Origin of the sequence: Acinetobacter sp. MYb10, assembly GCF_002980175.2 — a bacterium.
In the GTDB taxonomy this organism is placed as follows: Bacteria; Pseudomonadota; Gammaproteobacteria; order Pseudomonadales; family Moraxellaceae; genus Acinetobacter; species Acinetobacter guillouiae.
Map to the genome: position 1 here is coordinate 2,608,579 of NZ_CP058272.1, position 23,237 is coordinate 2,631,815.

The 23,237-nt window shown below is 39.3% G+C and carries 20 protein-coding genes; 10 read left to right on the plus strand and 10 right to left on the minus strand.

Going from position 1 to position 23,237, the window contains the following annotated elements; translation table 11 throughout:
• Positions 1-62 precede the first annotated feature (62 nt).
• The 3 genes from CQZ96_RS12180 to thrC all read left to right on the plus strand — a co-directional run bounded on the left by CQZ96_RS12180 (position 63) and on the right by thrC (position 3,580).
• The gene (locus CQZ96_RS12180) at positions 63-875 is read left to right on the plus strand and encodes a thioredoxin fold domain-containing protein (protein ID WP_056516582.1); all 813 of its coding nucleotides are present in this window, start codon (positions 63-65) and stop codon (positions 873-875) included.
• Between the two features lie 125 nt (positions 876-1,000).
• On the plus strand, positions 1,001-2,305 hold the full coding sequence (locus CQZ96_RS12185) for a homoserine dehydrogenase (RefSeq protein WP_004718385.1): 1,305 nt from the start codon (positions 1,001-1,003) through the stop codon (positions 2,303-2,305).
• A 135-nt stretch (positions 2,306-2,440) separates the two neighbouring features.
• Positions 2,441-3,580 (plus strand): threonine synthase, encoded by a 1,140-nt coding sequence (gene thrC / locus CQZ96_RS12190; protein ID WP_105714625.1) that lies wholly within the window; start codon positions 2,441-2,443, stop codon positions 3,578-3,580.
• A gap of 281 nt (positions 3,581-3,861) precedes the next feature.
• Here the strand turns inward: thrC and pbpG are convergent, their stop codons facing one another.
• The gene (gene pbpG / locus CQZ96_RS12195; RefSeq protein ID WP_004718389.1) at positions 3,862-4,917 is read right to left on the minus strand and encodes a D-alanyl-D-alanine endopeptidase PBP7/8; all 1,056 of its coding nucleotides are present in this window, start codon (positions 4,915-4,917) and stop codon (positions 3,862-3,864) included.
• Positions 4,918-5,149: 232 nt separating this feature from the next.
• Between pbpG and CQZ96_RS12200 the strand changes: the two genes are divergently transcribed.
• Genes CQZ96_RS12200 through CQZ96_RS12210 form a run of 3 tightly spaced genes read left to right on the plus strand, consistent with a single transcriptional unit; the run spans position 5,150 to position 8,823 of the window.
• Positions 5,150-5,785, plus strand: a complete 636-nt coding sequence (locus CQZ96_RS12200) for a response regulator (RefSeq protein WP_004718392.1) — start codon at positions 5,150-5,152, stop codon at positions 5,783-5,785.
• A 36-nt stretch (positions 5,786-5,821) separates the two neighbouring features.
• Positions 5,822-7,390 carry a sensor histidine kinase gene (locus CQZ96_RS12205; protein WP_105714624.1) on the plus strand — a complete coding sequence of 523 codons (1,569 nt, stop codon included), beginning with the start codon at positions 5,822-5,824 and terminating at the stop codon, positions 7,388-7,390.
• 17 nt (positions 7,391-7,407) lie between these two features.
• Positions 7,408-8,823, plus strand: coding sequence for a sigma-54-dependent transcriptional regulator (locus CQZ96_RS12210; protein WP_105714623.1), 1,416 nt, complete (start codon positions 7,408-7,410; stop codon positions 8,821-8,823).
• 280 nt (positions 8,824-9,103) lie between these two features.
• Here the strand turns inward: CQZ96_RS12210 and CQZ96_RS12215 are convergent, their stop codons facing one another.
• The 4 genes from CQZ96_RS12215 to lptF form a co-directional block, all read right to left on the minus strand.
• Positions 9,104-10,282, minus strand: coding sequence for a S41 family peptidase (locus CQZ96_RS12215; RefSeq protein WP_105714622.1), 1,179 nt, complete (start codon positions 10,280-10,282; stop codon positions 9,104-9,106).
• A gap of 30 nt (positions 10,283-10,312) precedes the next feature.
• Positions 10,313-11,860, minus strand: coding sequence for a 2,3-bisphosphoglycerate-independent phosphoglycerate mutase (gene gpmI / locus CQZ96_RS12220; protein ID WP_105714621.1), 1,548 nt, complete (start codon positions 11,858-11,860; stop codon positions 10,313-10,315).
• Positions 11,861-12,014: 154 nt separating this feature from the next.
• On the minus strand, positions 12,015-13,085 hold the full coding sequence (gene lptG / locus CQZ96_RS12225; protein ID WP_105714620.1) for an LPS export ABC transporter permease LptG: 1,071 nt from the start codon (positions 13,083-13,085) through the stop codon (positions 12,015-12,017).
• The gene (gene lptF, locus CQZ96_RS12230) at positions 13,085-14,185 is read right to left on the minus strand and encodes an LPS export ABC transporter permease LptF (RefSeq protein WP_035371793.1); all 1,101 of its coding nucleotides are present in this window, start codon (positions 14,183-14,185) and stop codon (positions 13,085-13,087) included. Before lptF ends, lptG begins: the two co-directional genes overlap by 1 nt.
• A 144-nt stretch (positions 14,186-14,329) precedes the next feature.
• Between lptF and CQZ96_RS12235 the strand changes: the two genes are divergently transcribed.
• The 4 genes from CQZ96_RS12235 (at position 14,330) to CQZ96_RS12250 (ending at position 17,247) form a co-directional block, all read left to right on the plus strand.
• Complete coding sequence (locus CQZ96_RS12235) at positions 14,330-15,778, plus strand: leucyl aminopeptidase (RefSeq protein ID WP_004718405.1); 1,449 nt, start codon at positions 14,330-14,332, stop codon at positions 15,776-15,778.
• A complete protein-coding gene (locus CQZ96_RS12240; protein WP_096732716.1) occupies positions 15,771-16,178 on the plus strand; it encodes a DNA polymerase III subunit chi in 408 nt (135 codons plus the stop codon). Before CQZ96_RS12235 ends, CQZ96_RS12240 begins: the two co-directional genes overlap by 8 nt.
• 32 nt (positions 16,179-16,210) lie before the next feature.
• On the plus strand, positions 16,211-16,840 hold the full coding sequence (locus CQZ96_RS12245) for a hypothetical protein (protein ID WP_228722719.1): 630 nt from the start codon (positions 16,211-16,213) through the stop codon (positions 16,838-16,840).
• Between the two features lie 188 nt (positions 16,841-17,028).
• Positions 17,029-17,247 (plus strand): hypothetical protein, encoded by a 219-nt coding sequence (locus tag CQZ96_RS12250; protein WP_004818550.1) that lies wholly within the window; start codon positions 17,029-17,031, stop codon positions 17,245-17,247.
• A gap of 102 nt (positions 17,248-17,349) precedes the next feature.
• On the opposite strand, the gene CQZ96_RS12255 is transcribed toward CQZ96_RS12250, so the two are convergent.
• The 5 genes from CQZ96_RS12255 to CQZ96_RS12275 form a co-directional block, all read right to left on the minus strand.
• Entirely contained in the window at positions 17,350-18,510 is a 1,161-nt protein-coding gene (locus tag CQZ96_RS12255; RefSeq protein ID WP_105714618.1) for a hypothetical protein, read from the minus strand.
• A 214-nt stretch (positions 18,511-18,724) separates the two neighbouring features.
• A complete protein-coding gene (gene pgsA, locus CQZ96_RS12260) occupies positions 18,725-19,312 on the minus strand; it encodes a CDP-diacylglycerol--glycerol-3-phosphate 3-phosphatidyltransferase (protein ID WP_004718416.1) in 588 nt (195 codons plus the stop codon).
• Between the two features lie 105 nt (positions 19,313-19,417).
• Positions 19,418-20,212 carry a thioesterase family protein gene (locus tag CQZ96_RS12265; RefSeq protein ID WP_105714641.1) on the minus strand — a complete coding sequence of 265 codons (795 nt, stop codon included), beginning with the start codon at positions 20,210-20,212 and terminating at the stop codon, positions 19,418-19,420.
• Between the two features lie 126 nt (positions 20,213-20,338).
• On the minus strand, positions 20,339-22,138 hold the full coding sequence (gene uvrC, locus CQZ96_RS12270) for an excinuclease ABC subunit UvrC (protein ID WP_034613521.1): 1,800 nt from the start codon (positions 22,136-22,138) through the stop codon (positions 20,339-20,341).
• Positions 22,139-22,248: 110 nt separating this feature from the next.
• A complete protein-coding gene (locus CQZ96_RS12275) occupies positions 22,249-23,076 on the minus strand; it encodes a hypothetical protein (protein WP_105714617.1) in 828 nt (275 codons plus the stop codon).
• Positions 23,077-23,237 lie beyond the last annotated feature (161 nt).

The window sequence follows — 23,237 nt, forward strand, 5'->3', positions numbered from 1 at the left end:
TATTAAAAATTTTGTTATGCTAATTCCCTCAAATCATGCTGAAGAAACATAAAGAGTTATTTATGCAATTGAATCGTTCAAAATTGATGTTGGCTTGTCTTATTGCAAGCACGATGGCAGTGAGTGCTTGTTCAAAGAATCCAGACTCAAAAAAAGATGACACTTTAACTGCGACAGCACCTGCAACAGGTGAAGCATCGAATTTAACTGAGCGTGATGCAAAACAACGTCTAATTCAAACATTACAAGCCAATTTCAAAAAGGCTGGCGTTCAAGCCAAAATTTTAGATGCCAAACCGACTGAAATGCCCAATCTTTATTGGATCAGTATGGAAGGCATGAGCTCAGTCTATGCAACATCTGATGGTAAATTCCTGATCCAAGGCGATGTGATCCGTTTAGGTGGTGATAAACTCAGTAGCATTGGTGACAAAATACAAGCTGCAGAAAACAAGAAATATCTTGCTGAGTTAAATATTAAGGATCTGTTGGTTTACCCTGCGCAAGGTAAGGTTAAACATGTAATCTATGTATTTACTGATGCAAGCTGTCCTTATTGCCATAAACTTCATGAACATATCAGTGAAATCACGGCTAAAGGTATTGAAATACGTTATATCGCATGGCCACGTGGTGAACAATTTATACCGACGATGGAAAGTATCTGGTGTAGTGCAGACCGTAGTGCTGCATTTAATCAAGCCATTGCTGGTACTGCGCTTCCACCTGCAAGTTGTAAAAATCCAGTTCGTGACCTGTATGCTTTAGGTCTAAAAATGGGTGTAAATGGTACCCCTGCGATCTACAATGCAGAGGGTGAATATCTGGGCGGTTATATGACTGCTGACGAAATTGAAAGCCGTTTAAATAAATAATTTTTATCAGTAAATTTACTATTATTTATAGCTCAATATAAAGATGCGTCAGGCTCTAGAGTCTGGCGCATTTTTTAGCTATGATCTAAGCTTAATATAATTTATATACATAATTGGAGTGTGACGTGAAACCAGTTCGTCTGGCAATACTCGGTCTTGGAACCGTAGGCGGTGGTGCCCTTAAACTACTACAAGAAAACGCTGCTGAAATTAGACGTCGCACCGGTCGAGAAATTGAAATTACCCACGTAGGCACGCGTCGTCCACGTCCAGATCTAAATTTACCAGCAAGCATTAAACAGAGCGCTGATCTGCTAGATATCGTCCGCCAGCCTGATGTTGATGTTGTCGTTGAAGTCATGGGCGGTATCCACCCTGCTTATGAAGTCATGATGGAAGCCATTAAACATGGCAAGCAAGTGGTAACGGCAAACAAAGCCTTACTGGCAGAACATGGAAATGAGCTATTTAAAGCGGCTGATGATCACCACGTACAAGTTGCCTTTGAAGCAGCGGTTGCCGGTGGTATTCCAATTATCAAGGTCATTCGTGAAGGCTTAGCAGCCAATAAAATTGAATGGCTGGCCGGTATCATCAATGGTACAGGTAATTTCATTCTGACTGAAATGAGTGAAAAAGGTCGTGCCTTTGCGGACGTACTTAAAGAAGCTCAAGAACTTGGTTATGCCGAAGCAGACCCAACATTTGATGTTGAAGGCATTGATGCTGCGCATAAGCTGACTATTCTTGCGTCATGTGCCTTTGGTATTCCTTTACAGTTCGATAAGGTTTATACCGAAGGTATCACCAAGATTACTGCACAAGATGTGAAATACGCTGAAGAGCTTGGCTATAAGATCAAACACTTGGGTATTGCACGTCGTTCTAGCAAAGGCATCGAACTTCGCGTACACCCAACCCTGATTCCTGAAGAAGAGCTTCTTGCCAATGTAAATGGCGTGAAGAATGCAGTTTTGGTTCAAGCCAATGCAGTTGGCCCTACATTGTATTATGGTGCAGGTGCAGGTGCAGGCCCTACTGCTTCTGCGGTTGTGGCAGATGTGGTTGATATTGTCCGTGATATCATTTACACAGAAGATGGTTCAGGTACTATTCCTCAGCTTGCCTTTGAAGCTCTTTCCGACTTGCATATCTTGTCGAGTGATGAGATGACCACAGGTTATTATTTGCGTTTAAATGCTGAAGACCAAACTGGTGTACTCGCAGATGTAACAACAATTTTAAGTCGCACAGGGATCAGTATTGATGCCATCATGCAGCAACCTCGCTTAAAAGATCTGATTCCTATCGTGATTTTGACTGATCCGATCGTCGAATCGAAAATGAATGAAGCGATTGCACAAATTCAAGCCTTACCTGCTATCCATGGCGAAATCGTACGAATTCGTTTAGAATTGCTCGATAACTAATCGGGTTTTAAACTCCTCTAAATTTGCAGCAATACCCTGCAAAGCGCCATTCAATGAATGGCGCAGCCTCTCCGAGTAGAGGCTTAGAGGTTAAAAGAATATCTTATTTGCTCTACACACAATTGGAACACCATCATGTCTAATGCCAATCGCTATACAGGACTTGTTGATCGCTATCGTGACCGCTTACCAGTATCGAAAACTACACGTGCTATTTCTTTAAATGAAGGTAATACGCCTCTCATTAAATTAGACAATATTCCCGGTATTATTGGTAAGAATGTTGAAATTTATGTGAAGTATGAAGGTTTAAACCCGACAGGTTCGTTTAAAGACCGTGGTATGACCATGGCAGTGACCAAAGCAGTAGAAGAAGGCTCTAAGGCAATTATCTGTGCATCTACAGGCAATACCTCTGCTGCTGCTGCTGCATATGCTGCTCGTGCGGGTATCAAAGCATTTGTGTTAATCCCAGAAGGCAAAATTGCCATGGGTAAAATGGCACAAGCGATGATGTACGGCGCGATCACCATGCAAATTCGCGGGAACTTCGATGACGGCATGCGTTTGGTTAAAGAAGTTGCAGACCAAGCGCCGGTAACGATTGTTAACTCAATCAACCCATACCGCTTACAAGGTCAAAAGACCATTGCTTATGAAATCGTAGAAGCGTTAGGTCGTGCGCCTGACTACCACTGCTTACCTGTTGGTAATGCGGGCAATATCACTGCGCATTGGATGGGTTATACCGAAGCAGTTGCTAATCAACCTGTTGAAGCATTTGAACAAGTGGTTTATGACCCTGAAACAGATAAGTTTACCGGTCCAAACCCTGAAGGTCGTCCGATCATGGTCGGTTATCAAGCTTCTGGTGCTGCGCCATTCTTACGTGGTGGTCCTGTTGAAAACCCAGAAACAGTTGCAACAGCAATTCGTATTGGTAATCCTCAAAGCTTTAATCATGCTAAAGCAGTGGTTCGTGACTCAAATGGCTGGTTTGATGAATTAACTGATGCAGAAATTTTAGAAGCGCAACGTCTGCTTTCTATGTATGAAGGTGTATTTGTTGAACCTGCTTCTGCAGCATCTATCGGTGGTGCAATTCGTGATATCAAAGCAGGTAAAATTGCTGAAGGTTCTGTGATTGTGTGTACTGTGACAGGTAATGGTCTAAAAGATCCTGATACCGCAATTAAACAATGTAAAGATGCAGTGATGTTATCTATTGATGCAACAATGAATCAAGTGAAAGACTCTATTCTTTCAAATATGTAATAACGCATTCACATCTAAAAAAACCAGTTGTGCGCAACTGGTTTTTTTTGCTCAATCTAAACATTTTTCTTCTTCATATTAGTCATAATTTAGATCTGATTCACTCTTGCACTATATATCAATTGCTTTGTCAGCACGATTTGAAAAAGTGCTACCCTAACACCAGTATTCCAGATTTACACATCTCATAATCTATTTTTTATGCTTAATTTAAGCATAAAAAAGCCCTTCATATTGAAGAGCTTTTTGTCATATGGCGATTTAAATACAGGCGGTAACGCTTAGATACGTTTCGGTAAATTACTGACCCAGTTTAATAAATTGGTTGCATCATTGGTACGTGCCTGAGACGAACTTGCACCTAATAACACCACTACAGCTGGACGACTATTTACAGTGGTATGCATAACCACGCAACGCCCTGCTTCATTGATATAACCCGTTTTAGAAATATTAATATTCCAGCCACCATTACGTACTAAGGCATTGGTATTATTTGATTTCAACACGCGATAACCTAAATTAAAGTCATAATGTGCTGTTGTTGAAAATTGACGAATTAAGCCATATTGCGAAGCAGCACTGACTAAAATACCCAAATCACGAGCAGAAGAAACATTACGTGGATCTAAACCAGTAGATTCAACATAATGGGTTGAATTCATTCCCAATTGACGTGCTTTTGAATTCATTGCAGCAAAAAACGCTTGGCGACCACCTGGGTAAGTACGCGCTAAAGCTGCTGCAGCTGGATTTTCAGATTTCATCAATGCCACAAGTAACATTTCAGCACGGTTCATGGTATCGCCAACTTTTAAAGTTGAACTTGAATTCTTACCACCAGCACCCGCAAAATCGATTTGTTGCAAAGTAATGTCTTCAGACATATTTAAACGGGCATCTGCGGTAATCACTGCTGTCATCAACTTGGTAATTGATGCGATAGGCAACGCCATATTGGTATTTTTACTAAACAGGACTTCACCTGTTTTTGCATCCATCACCAACGCAGCACGTGCATTTACCGATGGTTGGCTGTTATAGGTATTGGTGTCATAAATCTGTACAGACTTATTGGTCAATGTTGTCGGTGCAGCATTTGACGCACGAATTGTTGTGGTTAAGGTGGTTGAGCCTTTTGGAGAAATATCCTCGCCATCATCATCCAGAGAGTCACCATTGAGTAACTGGCTGGCATCTGAAGAAGACCAATTTACAGTTGCTTGTCCGCTCCCCCCCGATGAGTTCATAATGATTTCAGCAAAACCGGTAGAACTCAAACTGAGTAGTACTGACAAACTCAGCACATGCATTAACGTTTTTTTTGGTTTTTTCACGATAACTTACTCACCTCAAGGAGGTATTCACAAACTTGCTAATTACCTCAAATATGACTTACATTTACACTCAAACGTGACTATATTAAAACAAATATTTCAATCACGCCGTATTATGCGTAAATATTGAATGGATATTAGGAATAGGATTGCCAATTTTGTTATGTCTTTGCAAGTCTTTTTTGCTTTATGTAACAAAAATGTCGATATTGAGAAATTTAAGGAGGTGTAAGTGATTACTGTTTTAGTGGTAGATGACCATGAATTAGTAAGAACCGGCATCTGCAGAATGTTAGAAGATCAGACCGATATTCAAGTCATTGGACAAGCAGAATCTGGTGAAGAAGCAATTACGATTGTAAGGCAACAACATCCCAATGTGGTTTTATTGGATGTCAACATGCCTGGAATTGGTGGTGTAGAAACTACCCGTCGTTTGTTACAAACCGCACCTGATACCAAAGTACTCGCTGTGAGTGGTTTGGCTGAAGAACCCTATCCATCGCTATTATTGAAAGCTGGAGCTCGTGGTTACATTACCAAGGGCGCGCCAATCACTGAAATGGTTCGCGCAATCAAAAAAGTCATGCAAGGCGGTAAGTATTTTAGTGCCGATATTGCCGAACAACTTGCAAGCTCTTATTTATCCGATACACAAACCTCACCTTTTGACGCGCTGTCAGAACGTGAAATGCAAGTTGCCATGATGGTGGTAAATTGTGTCAGTGCACAAGAAATTTCTGACAAACTCTTTGTCAGTGTAAAAACAGTCAATACTTATCGTTATCGTATCTTTGAAAAATTAGGACTTGATAGTGATGTAAAGCTCACCCACCTTGCGATACGTTATGGTCTAATTAAGCCATAAATTGATTAAAACAATAATTTATCTTGAGTACGATTTATGTCGCCTACGGTAACGGTTCCTATTTATCAAACAATTTACCGTCTAGGCACACTGTATTCAGGCTATAGATTGGTTATTGCCTTTTGCTTAGTCATTATTTTTCTGATTACCCTTGAACACCAACCCGTACATTACGAATATCCCAGCTTATATTTTTATTCTCTAACCGCATTTACGCTGGTCGCAGCATTACAAATGATGCTGCTCAAATTCTACCCGCATGGGGTTGGACGGCAATTTATCGGTTTTTTTATTGTTGATATTCCCTTTCTAAGTACCTTGGTATTTGCCCTCAATGGGCCAAATTTAGCCATCAGTATTTTGTTCGTGATTGCCGTTTTTACCGCAAATTTTCTGCTGAGTAAAAATAAAGCGCTATTCGTAACACTGGTTTCTGTGATTGCAATTATTTACCAACAGTTTTTAGGCAGCTTCTTCGATTTTTCAAATTTAAATAATATTAGTAACAGTGCCTTATTGGCTTTTTTATTTTTTATGGTCTATGGCATTGGACAGATTGCAATTAATCGCTTCCAAGTTTTAGAGTCGTTAAATACCTATCAATCTCTTGAATTATTTAAGTTACAGAACATTAACCGCTATATTTTAGAACAGATTGAAGTCGGTTATTTGGTGCTCGATGAAAAATGCAAAATTATCGTCAGTAACCCAGCTGCCTGTTTACTTTTGGGTATTTCACCACTTTACGCACATGAGCAATATCATTTATCCAGCTTTCAACCGGACTTATATGAAATCTTAAAAGATGCCTTGTTACGTGATGGCGAACGCTTCCAATTTGAATCCCAACAGTCCTCGTATACAGTCGATATTCACGTACAAAAATTGATTGTTCCGCATCAAGCACTCACGCTTTTAGTCCTCGAAGATGCACAAAAAATTAATCAAAAGGTACAACAACTCAAACTTGCCGCACTTGGTCAATTATCGGCCAGTATTGCCCATGAAATTCGCAATCCGCTTGCCGCCATTGCGCAGGCCAATGATCTCTTTATCAGCAGTGATCCAGAACAACAAATTATTTTAAATCAAATGATTACCAAACAGACCATCCGTATCAATAATATTATTAAAGATACCTTAGATATGGCAAAAAATAAAAAGATCCATACCTCAAAAATTAATTTTCAAGAATTTGTTGATGACTTATTACGCCATGATTTAGGGGATGCTCAGGAAAAAATCAAATTAGAAATTCAAGCTGATGTTTGGATCTATTTTGATGACTCCCACCTCCGACAAGTTTTAATCAATTTAGTCCGTAATGCATTACGTCATAATGATCAAAATGCTGAACACATTTTAGTGCAAACGTTTAAAAATGAATCACACATATATATTGATGTGATTGATTATGGGAAAGGCGTCACAAAACAAGATCTTTCGCAATTATTTCAACCATTTTTTAGTACCGAAATCAATGGAACTGGTTTAGGATTGTACCTATCGCAGACGATATGCGAAGCGAATCAAGCGAAACTAATTTACGTAGAGCAAAAACAACAAGGGGCGTGCTTCCGTATCGAATGCCCACTCATGGATTAGATTAGGTTTTTGGGGATATGACTACACGACAACCATTGGTTTTACTTGTAGATGATGAACAAGATTTATGTATGTTAATGCAAATGAGCCTTTCTCGGATGGGCATCAAAACGCATATGGCACACCATTTACAACAAGCCAAATATTTTTTTAGTGAATATAAATATGATGCCTGTATTACCGATTTAAACCTCCCTGATGGCAGTGGTTTAGATTTGGTTAAGCATGTATCACAGCATTATCCTAAAACGCCTATTGCAGTCTTAACTGCATATGGAAATATGGAAATTGCGATTGCCTCGCTGAAAGCAGGTGCTTTTGATTTTGTCAGTAAACCGATTAACCAATTACATCTGCAACAGCTTTTACAAAAAGCTTTGCATGTACCACAGTTAAGGGAAACTATCAGCGATGCGCCGCTTGAGGAATCAATGCTCATCGGTGATTCACAGGTCATTCGTAAGTTAAGAGAATCGATTAAAAAAATTGCTCGTTCACAAGCACCCGTATTTATCACGGGTGAATCTGGAACAGGTAAAGAAGTAGTTGCCAATCTCATCCATCTACTCAGCAACCGCAGTGATAGCCCTTTTGTTGCGATTAATTGTGGTGCAATTTCTGAAGAGTTGATGGAGAGTGAGCTATTTGGGCATAAGAAAGGCTGTTTTTCAGGTGCAACTCAAGACAAACAGGGCCTTATTCAAGCTGCCAATGGGGGCACCCTGTTTTTAGATGAAATTGCAGAACTTTCTTTGGCCATGCAAGCCAAACTGTTACGAGCTTTACAAGAAAAGAAAATTCGTCCTCTAGGCAGTGATACCGAAATCGAAGTTGATTTTCGTATTATCAGTGCAACACATCAAGACATTGAAGCATTCGTTGAACAAGGCAAATTCCGTCATGATCTGTTCTTTAGAATTCATGTGATGGATATTGTGCTCCCGCCATTGCGCGAACGTGATTGTGATATTTTGATTTTAGCCAATCATTTTCTTCAGCAAATTTGTACAGAATGGCGTATTTCAACCAAGTCTTTCACTGAACAAGCCAAAGCTTTTCTTTTACAACAACATTACTCAGGCAATGTTCGTGAATTACGCAATATCATTGAAAAAGCCATTACCATGAGTGATGAAGACTATATTGATATTCAACAGCTACAACCAGCTCCACATCGTGGTATCCACAAAGTCGAACAGCATGATCTGATGCAAAGTAAAGCCTTGCCGATCGTCATGCCGAATAAAGCACAAAACATTCCAGAAGAAGGTTTGGAGCAATATTTGGAAAAAGTCGAAAAAGAAGTGCTGTTATCTGCATTAAATCAAACCCATTGGAATCGCACTTTAGCTGCGAAGAAATTGGGCATGACGTTTCGTTCTTTACGTTACCGTTTGAAAAAGTTTGGTTTAGATACCGATGATGATGAATAAAAGTAGCCTATATTCTTCATCATAATATCAATTCAAACGCTTTTGCTTTTTACATGGTTACAGCGTGACAACATGGATGTCGTCGTTGAGTAGGGGTACTGGATGCAGCCCTTACTCAACATACGATTTGGTCATTTTCATTTTGAGCAACTAGCAAGCATTGGCTTAGTTTGCAGTGCAAGCTGAAGGATCGCCGACACAACGTTATTTAAATACGTCATGTCAGATATAGCAGCATAAACTGCTACAGTGTTATAAATTCACTTTTCTGCACTCAACTTTATCTATCACGATGTTTTAATAGTTGATCTGCAACATTATTTAAATAAGTTTCTTCTTTTTGATCCAAAGCCCATGGATATTCTAAATTAGGGCGAATGCCTTGTCCGTCAATCATATTGCCATTAGGCGTATAATAATGCGAAACCGTCATTTGTAATGCAGCGCCATTTGGCAATGGAAATAACTTCTGCACAACGCCTTTGCCATAGCTTTTTTCACCAATGACCCAAGCACGCTGATGCTCCTTCATTGCAGCCGTAAAAACTTCTGCTGCAGATGCCGAACGACCATTAATCAAAATACCTAATTTGGTATTAGACGACTCATCGCCCGGTAAGGCTTGGAATTGTTGATTGCCTTCTGAACGACTTTTGGTCGAAACAATCGTTCCCTGAGTTAAAAACAAATCAGCCGTTTCAACAGCCGCTGAGAGTAAACCACCGGGGTTATTGCGCAGATCGAATAGCACGGCTTTTACTTTTTGAGTGCTATATTCTTCAATTAAACGTTTAATTTCATTGGCCGTATCTTGTTGAAAGACTTTGACTTTAAGAACCAAAACCTGATTATGCAACATAACCGGCTCTATATCCGCCACTTCTAATTTTCGATTTCTGACCATCGTGATTGCTGGGCTTTTTTCATTCAGTTGCAACTGAAAAGTTGAACCAATTGAGCCATGTAATAAGTCTTCGACTTGCTGAGCATTTAAGTTTTTAAGTTCTTGATTCTCAATTTTAAAAATAGTGAAGCCATTTTTTAAACCAAGTTTAAATGAGTCTGAATTATCGCGTAAATTCTTCACTTTCCATTGATGAATATGATTATCAAAAGCCAATTCAAAGTCAGCAGTCGCAAGGTCACTTTCCGTATATTGCATCAACTGTTTATATTCTTCAGGACTTAGATAACGTGAATAGCGATCTAAACCACCTACCAGCCCTTTGATTGCCTGTAGAAACAAAACATCATCAGGTTTTTCCTGAACATAATTGTCTTTAACGATACCGTAAATTTGCACAAACTGCTCAATCGATTCAATTGGCACTTCCGCAATACTTTCTTCGACATCGCCATCAAAATCAAGTGCGGCAGCATTTTCTGCCGCCCAAACTGAATGGCTCCCACAGGTCAACAATCCTGTCAATACAGCAATATATTTCCAAGCTTGAGCCATTCACGCACCTAGTTTTTAATAGAGATAATTTTATGCTTTCAATGTAATTAGATTACGGCCTTGCATTTCTGTCGGTACAGGGAGATGCATTAAACTTAAAATAGTCGGTGCAACATCTGCTAAAACTCCACCTTCAGCAATCGTCGCTGAAGTTGGTCCAACATAAATGAAAGGGACAAGTTCAGTGGTATGCTGTGTATGGACTTGACCACTCACATAGTCCTGCATTTGCTCGACATTACCATGATCAGCAGTAATCAGCATGTGACCATGCTTTGCCATCACTGCTTCATATAAACGACCAAGGCTTATATCAACCGCTTCAACTGCTTTCACAGCTGCCTCAAACACGCCAGTATGACCCACCATATCACCATTGGCATAGTTCACCACCAAAAGGTCAAACTCGCCTGAATTGATCGCATCAACCAGCTTGTCGGTAACTTCTGGTGCGCTCATTTCTGGTTGTAAATCATAGGTCGCCACTTTAGGTGATGGGATTAGGATCCGTTTTTCACCTGGATATTCATCTTCACGACCACCACTAAAGAAGAAAGTCACATGGGCATATTTTTCTGTTTCTGCAATACGTAACTGCGTTTTGCCTAAAGAAGATAAGTATTCACCAATTGAATTTTTTAAACCTTCTGGCATATATGCCACTGGCGCATCTATCGTCGCTTGATAACGCGTTAACATTACAAATTTAGATAGATGTGGTACTACTTTACGCTCAAAACCTGCAAAGTCTTGCGCTACAAATGCTTTGGTAATTTCACGTGCACGATCAGCACGGAAATTCATAAAGACCACACTGTCACCATCTTGGATTTTTGCAATTTCACCAATACGGGTTGCTTTAACAAATTCATCATTTTCATTGGCTGAATAAGCTTGCTCTAAACCTTCAACTGCTGAATCAACAACACGTAAAGCTTCTCCTTCAGTCATCAGACGGTAAGCTTGTTCCACACGATCCCAACGATTATCACGATCCATGGCAAAGTAACGTCCAATCATCGTGGCAATACGGCCTTGATTTGGATATTGTGCAAATACCGCATCGAGTTTTTCTAAAGAAGGTTTTGCACTGCGTGGTGGTGTATCACGACCATCTAAGAACGCATGTAAATAGACTTTTGCCCCACGCTTCAAAGCAAGCTCACACATCGCAATAATATGGTCTTGATGAGAGTGGACACCACCCTCTGACAACAATCCCATGATGTGTAATGCACCATTTGCCGCTTTGGCTTTTTCTACCGCATCAATCAGAACTTCATGCTCGAAAAAATCGCCTGTACGGATGTCTTTGGTAATACGAGTAAAATCTTGATACAGCACACGACCTGCACCCAAGTTCATATGACCAACTTCTGAGTTACCCATTTGCCCATCTGGCAAACCGACATCTTCACCTGAACCTGAAATTAAACTATGCGGATGCTTTTCTTGCATCATGGTTAGATTTGGCGTTTTTGCTGCTAAAAACGCATTATCTTCGACCGCTTCACGATGACCCACACCATCCATAATCACTAGAACGTGAGGGATTTTGCCAGCAGTTGCATCCGTCATGATTTACACTCTTTACTGTTTACAAATTAATCGTTACATCTTACCGTTTTTTTACGGCAGACTCTATGCTAAGACTATGGCAAAAACGGGTTGCCATCATCTAAATTTCTAATCTAGTTAAAATCCCACTAAACTAAGCGATTGATTCATCAGATTATCTTGCTCTATACAACAAATAACTGCCGATACCAAACATCAATACAATTGGCAAAAATACAAACCAAGCTGGAGATGGCGCGTAGACCAAACTTGCATAACCCAAGAAGTCTTGTATGTAATAGAAGCCTAAACCAACAAATAATGCGATCACTAAACGAAAACCCATAGATTGTTGACGCAAAGGCCCAAAAATAAATGAACAGGCAATCAAGACCAAAGCAAGCAATGCAAATGGTGAACCGATATTTTTCCAGAAAGCCAACAGATACGTCTTAGGTACTTGGCTATATTCATGCATATATTGCATAAAACTCAATAACTGCGTAGGGGCTAAGTCTTCAGGATTGATAGTCACCATATGCACATATTTCGGTTGCAATGCGAGCGCTAGATCCTGTTGGTTTTTATTGACAACCTGAGCTTGGCCATTGGCCAATAAATTGACTTGGGCACTTTGTTTTAAATTCCATTGACCTTCTTTTAAGAACTGCCCTTCTTCCGAATTTAACAATGATTTCATTCGATAATTTTCGTCAAAATCGACAACTTGAACTTGTTTTAGCGTCCCTTGCGAGTTGGCATAATCAATATAAATAAAGCGTTGCCCTTCACGTGTCCAATAGCCTTTAACTTCCCCAAGCGCCACAACACTGCGATGGCTTTTAATACTTTTCGCCTGTTCATTGGTATAAGGAATCACAAATTGCGTCAATAAAAATGAAAGCACCACCAAAAGCATCGCTGAACGCATCACCCAACCGACAATACGCCAGAGACTAATACCCGCTGCTCGCATCACAATCAATTCACTGTTGGAAGCCATTGAGCCTAAGCCCAATACAGCGCCGATCAAGGCAGCAATTGGAAGAATCTCATACAAATAACGAGGTGCACCCCATAAAACATATTGCAATGCATTCCAAGCGGTATAGCCTTGTTTTAGATCACTTAACTCACCCAAATAGGTGAATAAGATCTGTAAGCTGGCAAGAACTGCTGTCGCACCTAACATGGCGAGCAAGGTGGTTTTCGTCACATGTTTTGCGACAATTCTACGTGCTAACATTATGATTTTACTCGCTGTATTTGCTTTTTAATCTTAGGTGCTAATTTCTGTTTTCTTGAAAATAGAGCGGCAGCAACAGCATAGAATAATAACACTGCAGGATATGCCCAAACACCCACCTCATCCTTACTGATACGAGTTCGTATTGCCATAAGTGCCACAATTAAACTGGCAAAAATCAATAATGCAGGGAAAAGTTTGAGATAGCGACCTTGTCTAGGGCTGACTTCACATAGTGCTGTTGCCAGCATTAAGGCGACAATAATAGAAAATGGAACAAATAAACGCCATCCCAATTCACTTGCCACAACGGGGTCATTTCTATTTTCAAGCAATTTGCCAAATGATAGCCCCTCGACTTCATCACTTTCAAACTTGGCTTCTTTATTATTTTCTAAACGCAAACGATATGATTGGAATTCAGTTTGACTATATTTGGGTGTTCCAGGATAAATTTCATAACGACGGCCTTGAACTAAATCGACAACACTGGCAGTTTCATTGGCAATTTCAATCCGTGTTGCTTCCTTTGCCAAAATCATGACATCAGGTTTACCTTCTTTTTCAGCACGTTGATAAAAGAAAATATCTTTTAGATTTTTACGATCTTCAGATAAAGAGCCAGCATAAATCGTATAAGCTCCCGAAGAAATAAACTCACGTGGCCGAACTAAATCAAAGCCCGTTCGTACCGCTTGTGTAGAGATCAGTTGCTCATATTGACGAATTCCCCATGGAGACATCCAGATCATTAAGACACTTTGTACACACAAGTAAATAACGGTCAGTGGGATCAATAATCTGGCGACTTGAATACGGCTAATACCACTCCCGTTCAGTACCGCCATTTCATGATCGACATATAAACGACCAAAAACCAGCATCAACCCAATAAAGAAACCCAAAGGAAGAATTAAAGTCAAAAACTCAGGTAAACGAAAACCGATAATACTCAATAGAATACTCGGATCTACACGCCCCATAGCAGCTTGACCAAATCGTTTAATCAATTGCCCACCCATCATAATGACTGTCAGTAATGTGACAACCACAAGAGAGGTCGAAACGACTTGTTTGACAAGGTAACGTCGAATAATCAAATTAATCTTCCAAATAAGGGTAATATCGTGATGTAGCGCTAGTTTACCCGAAGTTAAAATTATAAAACTAGATTGAAATTCTACCATTTGAAGTGGTTCAATGGTTTAATGATTTGAAATGTACAAAAGGCACAAAGACAACACATGAAACTTACGATCAATACGTCATTTTCAGCGTCTACATCTAGCCAGTCGTTATTTATTCTGGTGGATTCTGAAAACGCTAAGCAAGCTCAAGAAACATATAAAATCAATGACTTGAGCAGCATAATTGAAGACACTCAATTCAAAGCAAGTTTAAACGAAACTCTACCACTTATCGGAAAGCTAACTCAAGTTACGCAATGTACTTTAGTCGGCATAGATAAAGCCTCCGAAATTAAAGCCGCGAAATTAGCAAAAATCGCACAAACCATTATCAAAGCTTCACAAAAAAAATTCCAAAAAATTAGCATTGATATTTCGGCTTTGTCGTCTGAGTTACATTATCTATTTGCATTAAATTTGACGCAAGCTGCGTATGCTTATGATGAATTCAAATCGAAGAAGAATGAATTTACTTTAGAAAATATTGAATTTATTGCAACGCAATCGAGTCTGAGTGCAGAGCAGATCACGCTTATTGAAGCTGTTCAAAAAGGACAAAACTTTGCTCGTGACTTAGGTAACTGCCCTCCTAATATTTGCTTCCCTGAATATTTAGCAGAACAAGCACATGCTTTAGCAGCTGAATTCCCTGAGCTTTTACAAGTGACTGTACTTGAAGAACAACAACTTGCTGATCTAGGCATGCATGCTTTTCTTGCGGTAAGCAAAGGTTCTGATCGTCCAGGGCGTGTGATTACGCTTGAATATAAAGCCAATCCTGATCAAGCACCGATCGTGCTCGTGGGTAAAGGTGTGACTTTTGATACAGGTGGTATTTCATTAAAACCGGGCTTAGGCATGGATGAAATGAAATTTGATATGTGTGGTTCAGCATCTGTACTGGGTACGATTCGTGCACTTTGTGAAGCGAAACTCCCGATTCATGTTGTCGGTGCAATTGCCGCCGCTGAAAACATGCCTTCTGGTCATGCAACTCGCCCTGGTGATATTGTAACCACCATGAGTGGGCAAACGGTTGAAATCCTGAATACCGATGCCGAAGGTCGTTTAGTCCTTTGTGATACCTTAACCTATATTAAGCGCTTTAATCCTGCATTAGTGATTGATATTGCAACACTGACTGGTGCTTGTGTGGTCGCTTTAGGTTCAGTGGTTTCTGGTTTATTTACACCAGATGATGAACTTGCAGAAGAAATTACAGCAGCAGGACACACTGCATTTGACCGTGTATGGCGTATGCCCGTATATGACGATTATCAAGAACAACTTGATTCGCCATTTGCCGATATTGCCAATATTGGTGGTCCAAAAGCTGGCGCAGTTACAGCAGCCTGTTTCTTACAACGCTTTACCCGTGACTATCGTTGGGCGCACTTAGACATCGCTGGTACAGCATGGAATTCTGGTGCAAATAAAGGTGCAACCGGCCGTCCAGTACCATTGTTGATGCAGTTAATAGCCAACCGTGTACAAAAGAATGGCTAAAATTAGCTTTTATTTATTTGAAAAAAGCCCTGAGCGACAGGTAGAAAGTGCCTGTCGTTTATGTCGTAAAATTTTACGAAATGCAGCCAAAGTTTGGTTGCATTGCCCTGATGTAGACATGCAACAACAACTGGATGAACGTTTATGGAGCTTTGATCCGACCAGTTTTATTGCGCATGGAATTGATCAAATTGATGCACCGATCTGTATTTCTTCAAGATTACCGGAGTCTTTAGACTGGATTGTGTTTAATTTTAACAATCAAGCACTTGAACAAGTGACACAATTTAGTCACATTATAGAAATTATTGAAAATGCTGAGTCAGCAAAACAAATTGGTCGAGAGAAATATAAAGCCTATCGACGAATGGGTATTTCGCCTCAAACATTTAAACTTTAATTCTTTATTCTCATTTTATATCAAGGAGATGCGTGGTGACATTAAATGTCGGTCAAGATTTTAAAAAGCGCTGGTTAGATACGCCTGAAGCAGTACGCCAAACTTTTGTAGATGACCTCAACCGCATCTGTGACCTTCTCAGCCCGACAACAAATGTACAGGACTGGCTAAGTAACGACCAACGCCAAATGCAAGTGGCGCAACTCCAAGTTGAACACGCCTATGCTGAGCTAAAAGCCCAGCTCATTGAAGAAGCGCGTATCCGTAGACAATTGGCTCTTGAAAAATCTTTAGCTGAAAAACGAGCATTACAGCACGCATATAATTTAACACTACAACAAGATGAAATTCAGCAGTTTGAACATCAACAATTGACCTTACAGAATTTACGTCAACAAATTGATATTGAAATTTCAGAATATAGTGAAAAATACACTAAAAATCCTGATTATCCAGCAATAGATTATGCCAATGGGCAATTCCGCATCACAGATGCACAAATGACTTCAGAGTTGGAAAGTGTTCGTCTACGTCTTGAGTTAGAAGCAGAAACGCTAATCGAACAGAGCCTAAATGCTTTACGTAGCAAACTGCAAACTGCTGCAAAAGAAGAAATTGAATATATTTTGGCAAATTCAAATTTTTCGACAGAAAAAAAATAAAGTTTATTTATTTTAATTGGATATCCAAGTTTACTTGTCACGAAAATGCAATATTAATGTCACATGATAGTCATCTCGGATGGCTTTAAAGCTTATGTGTACAGGTTAAAAATATTTTAAGTGATCAACTCAGTGGGTTTTTATTTTCAAGATAAAAATTTCCAATCACTTGCATCAGGATGAATAAAATGGATCTGCTTAACCACATTTCGAACCAAATTGCGCGACTACATTCAGGTGAAAAATGGACTGTTTCTATACAAGATTTACTAATTAGCCGTGTAGATTTTCAATCGCTTTCAGTATTTCTTTCTCGGGAATCTGAAAAAGGGACGTTCTCACTGACTGATATGGACAAGCTAAAATCGCGCTTTGAACATACCTCTTTGACGATTATCAAAAACTAATTAAGCCTGATACTTTGTCTCCTTCTCAAAGCAATTTCTTAGATAAACCAAAGTCTCATTTCGGCCTTGGTTTATCTAAATGTAGTGTGGAAACACAAGACCTCAACAGATAATTTTTGAAATTAGCTTTGCTTCAACCCGCAAGATCTCATTGTTGTTTTGATCAATTTCAACCAAATATTTTCCATTGGAATAAAAAATAGAATTGTCTTTTAAAGCAAAACTCATCACACCCTTTTTTAATACGATCATCTCACCAGAAGCTGTCATTTTGATCAACTCCCACGAGTTTGGAATCATCCCAGGATATTTTTCGCCAGCCTTCTGATTACGATCTAAGTTTTGCTGAGCCTTAATTAAATTACCTTCAACAAATAGTTCTTCTTCTGACTTTTGTTGCGATTTGGCTGGATTATTTCCAGACGTTGTTTTTAACGATTCACCCGTATAGCGTTGAGTAAAGAAATCCAACCACCCCACAATCGCACGAATAATTTTAAAAGGCGCAAAAATAATATCTTTGAACGTTGTTAAAGGAGATTGGTGAGAACCATCACGGGAATATGGGCGCTTAATAAAGTACAAATTGCCCAGCCCATCCATTTTTGGTTTAAAGAAATCAAACTTTGGATTTGAAGCGATTGTTTGCAACTCGCCTGTTCCCATATCCAAATGAAAAATTTCTTTGGGACTATAGGCAATACGATGTTCACCATAGGCTAAACCACACGAATCATAATATAACTGCGTGGTGTCTCGCGGATCAAAACATGGATTTGAATCCTGACAATCCCCTTCGGTCAAATACTGTGTTCGATTGGCGTCTAAAGGTAAAATACAAATATGTCGTTCATAGCCCTGTGTGTTGACGGATAGTGCTAAACGCTTTTTAGACTCATCATAAGCCATATCCTGCACCACAAAATCATTCTTTCTTAACACTAAACCTTCGGTTTCTTGTAAATCTGTCAATGATTTGATATTGATCGAAGTGCCTTCTTGCAAACAAGCGGTATAGATCATTTTACGATCAGTAGTCAGAGCAACATCTGTTGGGAAAATATGGGTTAAATCGACTTCATCATCTTGTGAAGATGTTCGCATGAACTGTGCACCCGTACCTTTGGTTTTCCAATCTTTACGTTGTTGAATCTCAACTAAATTCTTTTTATATAAGTCAACTGCTTGGCAAGGAACCGTAATACTTTTATTCCCATCCAATAAATACAGATTTTGATTCGATAAATAAAGCAATGCTGCCATGTGTATTCCTTAATTTTACCTGCAATGGCGTGTTTTTCAATATTCCAGTTACAGTGTTTCTTGTAATTTGATAGATTTTCAATATAGCACAAGATGGTGTTCAACGATTTGTATCGGTGTTCATCAATTTCCCCATTGTACTGACTTTCAAGCACAAAAAAAGCCTTTCACGAGAGAAAGGCTTTGATCTGTATACTGCTTTCTATTGCGCAGATTAAGGCTGTTTTAAATAAGGCCACGCTGCTTTTAAATAAATAAACATCGACCAGAGTGTCAAAATGACCGCGGTATATAGCAAAGCATAAGCCAGTATTTCAAGCGGCTGCCAATTCAATAAAAACACCGTGATTGCAATCATCTGAAAGGCTGTTTTATATTTACCCACCGTGGAGACTGCCACATTGGTACGCGCACCTAATTCAGCCATCCATTCACGTAGTGCTGAAACTGTAATTTCACGTGAAATAATCACAATTGCAGCAAATGCCATAGTGATTGATGGTTGCCACTGCACTAAAACAATCAGTGCTGCTGCCACCATTAATTTATCTGCAACTGGATCTAAAAACCGCCCAAAAGCTGAGGTTTGATTTAAAGTTCGTGCCAGATAACCATCAAACCAATCTGTGACTGCTGCAACAACAAAAATTGCAGTCAAGATAATATGACGCGTCATACCACCTGTATGTCCAGCCACTCCAATTGCAGGTGGCCAATAGGCAATAATTAAAAAAACAGGAATTAACGCGATTCGAGCAAGCGTCAAGATATTTGGAATATTCAGGATACGACCTGTAGTCATAGACACCGCCAGTGAGTCCCCTACTTACCCGAATGAAGGTAAATAATAATTTAGAGTGAAGCTCTATTTCCTTAGTACTTTAAACGATTCACATGAAACTGTCGACTAGGTAAATACCGTAACCGTCTGTCTTGCAATCGCAATGAGTCGATTTTGTTCATCCCAAAGATAGGCATGTTCTGTTGCATATCCATGCTCAGCAAAGTCTGTAATCACTTTATACTTAAACCAATCATTCAACTGATTTTGTAAAGGATGGATAAACGTTACTTGCCAAGTCAGTGTACTTGCAGGTGCAGGCAGTTTAAACATTGGCAATACACCCGGAGGCCAAACATCCATTAATGTCATGATATCTGAGACATTCATTGCTCGATTGGCATGTAGCTCAGGGTCAAAACGACACCAACCTGAAAAATCAGGTTGTTTACTGCCTGACATTGGATAATTCCCTTCAGTCCATGCCAGTTGGAAATTTTTTACACACTCGGGAAAAGGTAAATATTTAGGGACAATATTAATCTGATCAAGTGACGGAAAATCAGGAGCTTGAGGCTCTAAAGACACTTGAATTTTAGAATCTCGTTGGCTACCAAAACTTGCAATTAAAATACTTTGCACAGCCTCATTTTGCCACAATCTGACTTCAATCGTCGTGACTGATTTACCCTGTCTCAGGATTTCAGCAGTCAATTTCACTGGCGTTTCTTCAACAGGTCCAACAAAAGTGACACTACAACTTAACAACTTTTTAACTGGATCATGAATGGTTGCAATTGCTTTATAAACCAACATACCTGCAACGAGACCACCAAAGATGGTACGCCCCTGCAACCATCCTTGAGGAATATCAATCCATTCTTCCTGTTCAATCTGCTGAAATAGCGATTCTAATGACATGATCTGTCCAATTTTTCGATCTTTGCTGTACTGTTTCATATTTAACGTGAGATGAAAATGATCAGTGACTCATGCGTCAATGGTTGTTTTGGCAAATGCTACTCATCATCGAGAACAATAACGATATTATTCATGCAACACTTTATAAATCATTCGTGCCATAACATCGCCTAGACCAGGAACATTTTTTAAGTCATGTTCAGAGGCTTTAAGTACCCCTTGAATACCACCAAAATGGGTCAGTAAATCACGGCGACGTTTTGGACCCAAGCCCGGAATAGCCTCAAGTACCGAACCTCCACGACGCTTATCTCGTTTAGCGCGATGTTTGGTGATTGCAAAGCGATGTGCTTCATCACGGACCTGTTGAATCAAATGCAGAGCTTTATGGTCTTCAGGAAGCTGAATCTTCGTGCCATCGGTAAAATGTAGTGTTTCTAAACCGGGTTTACGCCCTTCACCTTTGGAGACACCCACCATAAATGCATCTAAACCAAGCTCTTGCATAACTTCCATCGCCATATGAAGTTGCCCTTTACCCCCATCAATCAATAATAAATCGGGTAACATGGCTTTTTTATAACGGCGTGTTAAGGCTTGGCGCATTGCGGCATAATCATCACCGCCAGTAATATCTTCAATCGCAAATTGGCGATAATCGCGTTTACGTGCGCCACCTGCATCAAAAACCACACATGATGCAATGGTTGCTTCGCCCATAGTATGCGAAATATCAAAGCATTCAATACGATCAACAGGTCGTCCGCAAACTTGTTCCAATTGATGAAAACGCTCATTTAATTCTAAATGATTGGCTAATTTTCCTTTAATCGCATGCTGAACATTCATTTCAGCCAACTCAAGCCATTCAGCACGAGTTTCACGAACATTGTGTTTAATCTGAATTTTCTTTTCAAACTGTTGATGTAAAGCTTCTTCTAGTTCTTTTCGGTCTGTCACATTCACATTGACAATCAGTTCAGCAGGAACTTCATCTGCGACCTGAAAATAAAAATTGGCGATAAAATCAGATAACATTTGCCCCAAATCATCATCCAACATATCGGGAAAATAACTTTTCCCACCCAGCATTTTCCCATTACGCACATGCATGATCTGTACACAGGTCACACCCGCTTGATAGGCAATGGCAAGAATATCCGCTTCGCCTTTAACTTTATAAATGGCTTGTTGTGCTTGGACATCACGAAGTAAGGCCATGCGGTCACGGTAAAATACTGCTTTCTCAAATTCTAAATTTTCTGCCGCCTGTTCCATTTTTTGAATCAATTCCTGATTCAGTTCTTTGGTATCACCATTTAAAAAACGAATCGAGTTTTGTACATCTTCATTATAGGCTTCGGCTGAAATCAGCCCCACACAAGGCGCAGTACAACGCTTGATCTGATATTGCAGACAAGGACGTTTACGCTGTGAAAAATAGCTGTTTTCACATTGGCGGACATTAAATAACTTTTGTAGAACTAAAAGCGTGTCTCTCGCATTATAAGCACTTGGATAGGGGCCAAAAAACTTACCCACTTGATGTTTGCCTTTGCCTCGCCCTGAAGCAATCCGCGGATAAGGTTTATCTGCGGAGACAAAAATATAGACATAGGATTTATCATCGCGCAACATAATGTTATACGGTGGGCGATGCAGTTTTATTAGATTCTGTTCGAGCAATAAAGCTTCGGTTTCAGAACGGACGACAAGGGTTTCAATATTATAAATACGTGCAACCAAAGCCTGTGTTTTCGGGTGTTCAATGGTTTTGACAAAATAACTCAGTACGCGATTTTTTAGATTTTTGGCTTTTCCGACATATAATAATTCACCCTCTTTTCCCAGCATTTTATACACGCCAGGTAAAGTCGTCATATTGGCTAGAATCTTTTCGATATTTTCACGTGCGTTTTCGTTCACAGTAGACTTTTAACTTTGGACTATAAATGGATGATGTAGTTAGATCATCCATTTTTCAAGTCTACTTGAGTGAATTACTTGCGCTTTCAATTGGAAAATATCTTGATTTTTCATTTTTCAAAGGGCTGATTAACAGCTTTATAAGCGGTATGGTTCATCCAATTACACGCCAACTCATCAGATTTATGATAAAAAAATTCATTTTGAGGATGATATTTTCCTTGATAGTCTTTTCCATCTATTGTGAGCTTTACATTGCTATATAGGGTGTTTTCCTTATCTTTGAATCGAGTCCAAGCCACATTACTCCAATTTCCTGTTGCTTCTATTTCTAAATCTGCAAATACCTTTGCATCAACGATATACGGTAAGAACTCAATATATTCCTGATTACTATTGGCTGACAAACTTTGCCAACAAATAGAGCCTTTGGGAAATACTTCATTTGGCGAATAACCTAACCCTAAGATTGCAACTAAAATCTGGCCTGCCGCACTACTATTCATTTGACGGATTGGATTATAAATATCATTAGTGATCAATTGCCCAGAGACATCAATTTTCTTATATTGATAAGATAAAACCAAAGGTTGTTCAGCAATATAATTACTCACTGCATATTGTAATTTCGCTCCATCAAATGTTGCAGACTCACCCAGCAAGTATGTATTTTGATCTAATTGTGGTGGGGTAAATGTCGAAATCGCATTATGTGTTAGATAATATTTTGAAGTTTCTTCTATAGAAGCATCTTGAACCAAGAGATTTTTATTTTCATTAATATGGTAAGTTTTTGCTCCGAATAGTAAGTCAATGCCTCCACCTTGAAATGAATATAGGGTATCAAATTTATCTGATTCGCTTTTTGAATCATCCGATCCACCACCACACGCTGTTAAAATTAAAGCATTGATTATAAAAAATATTGTTTTTTTCATTATAGCGGTTCACTCGACTATTTATTTTGAATCATTATTAACCAATATTTGATAAAATCACAAGTGTAAATCGCTTAAATTTCGACTGTTTTTTATTTTCACTTAGTTGATTATTAAAGTAAATTTCAAGAGACTCTCGTCTCAGTTAGGCCTTGTACTTT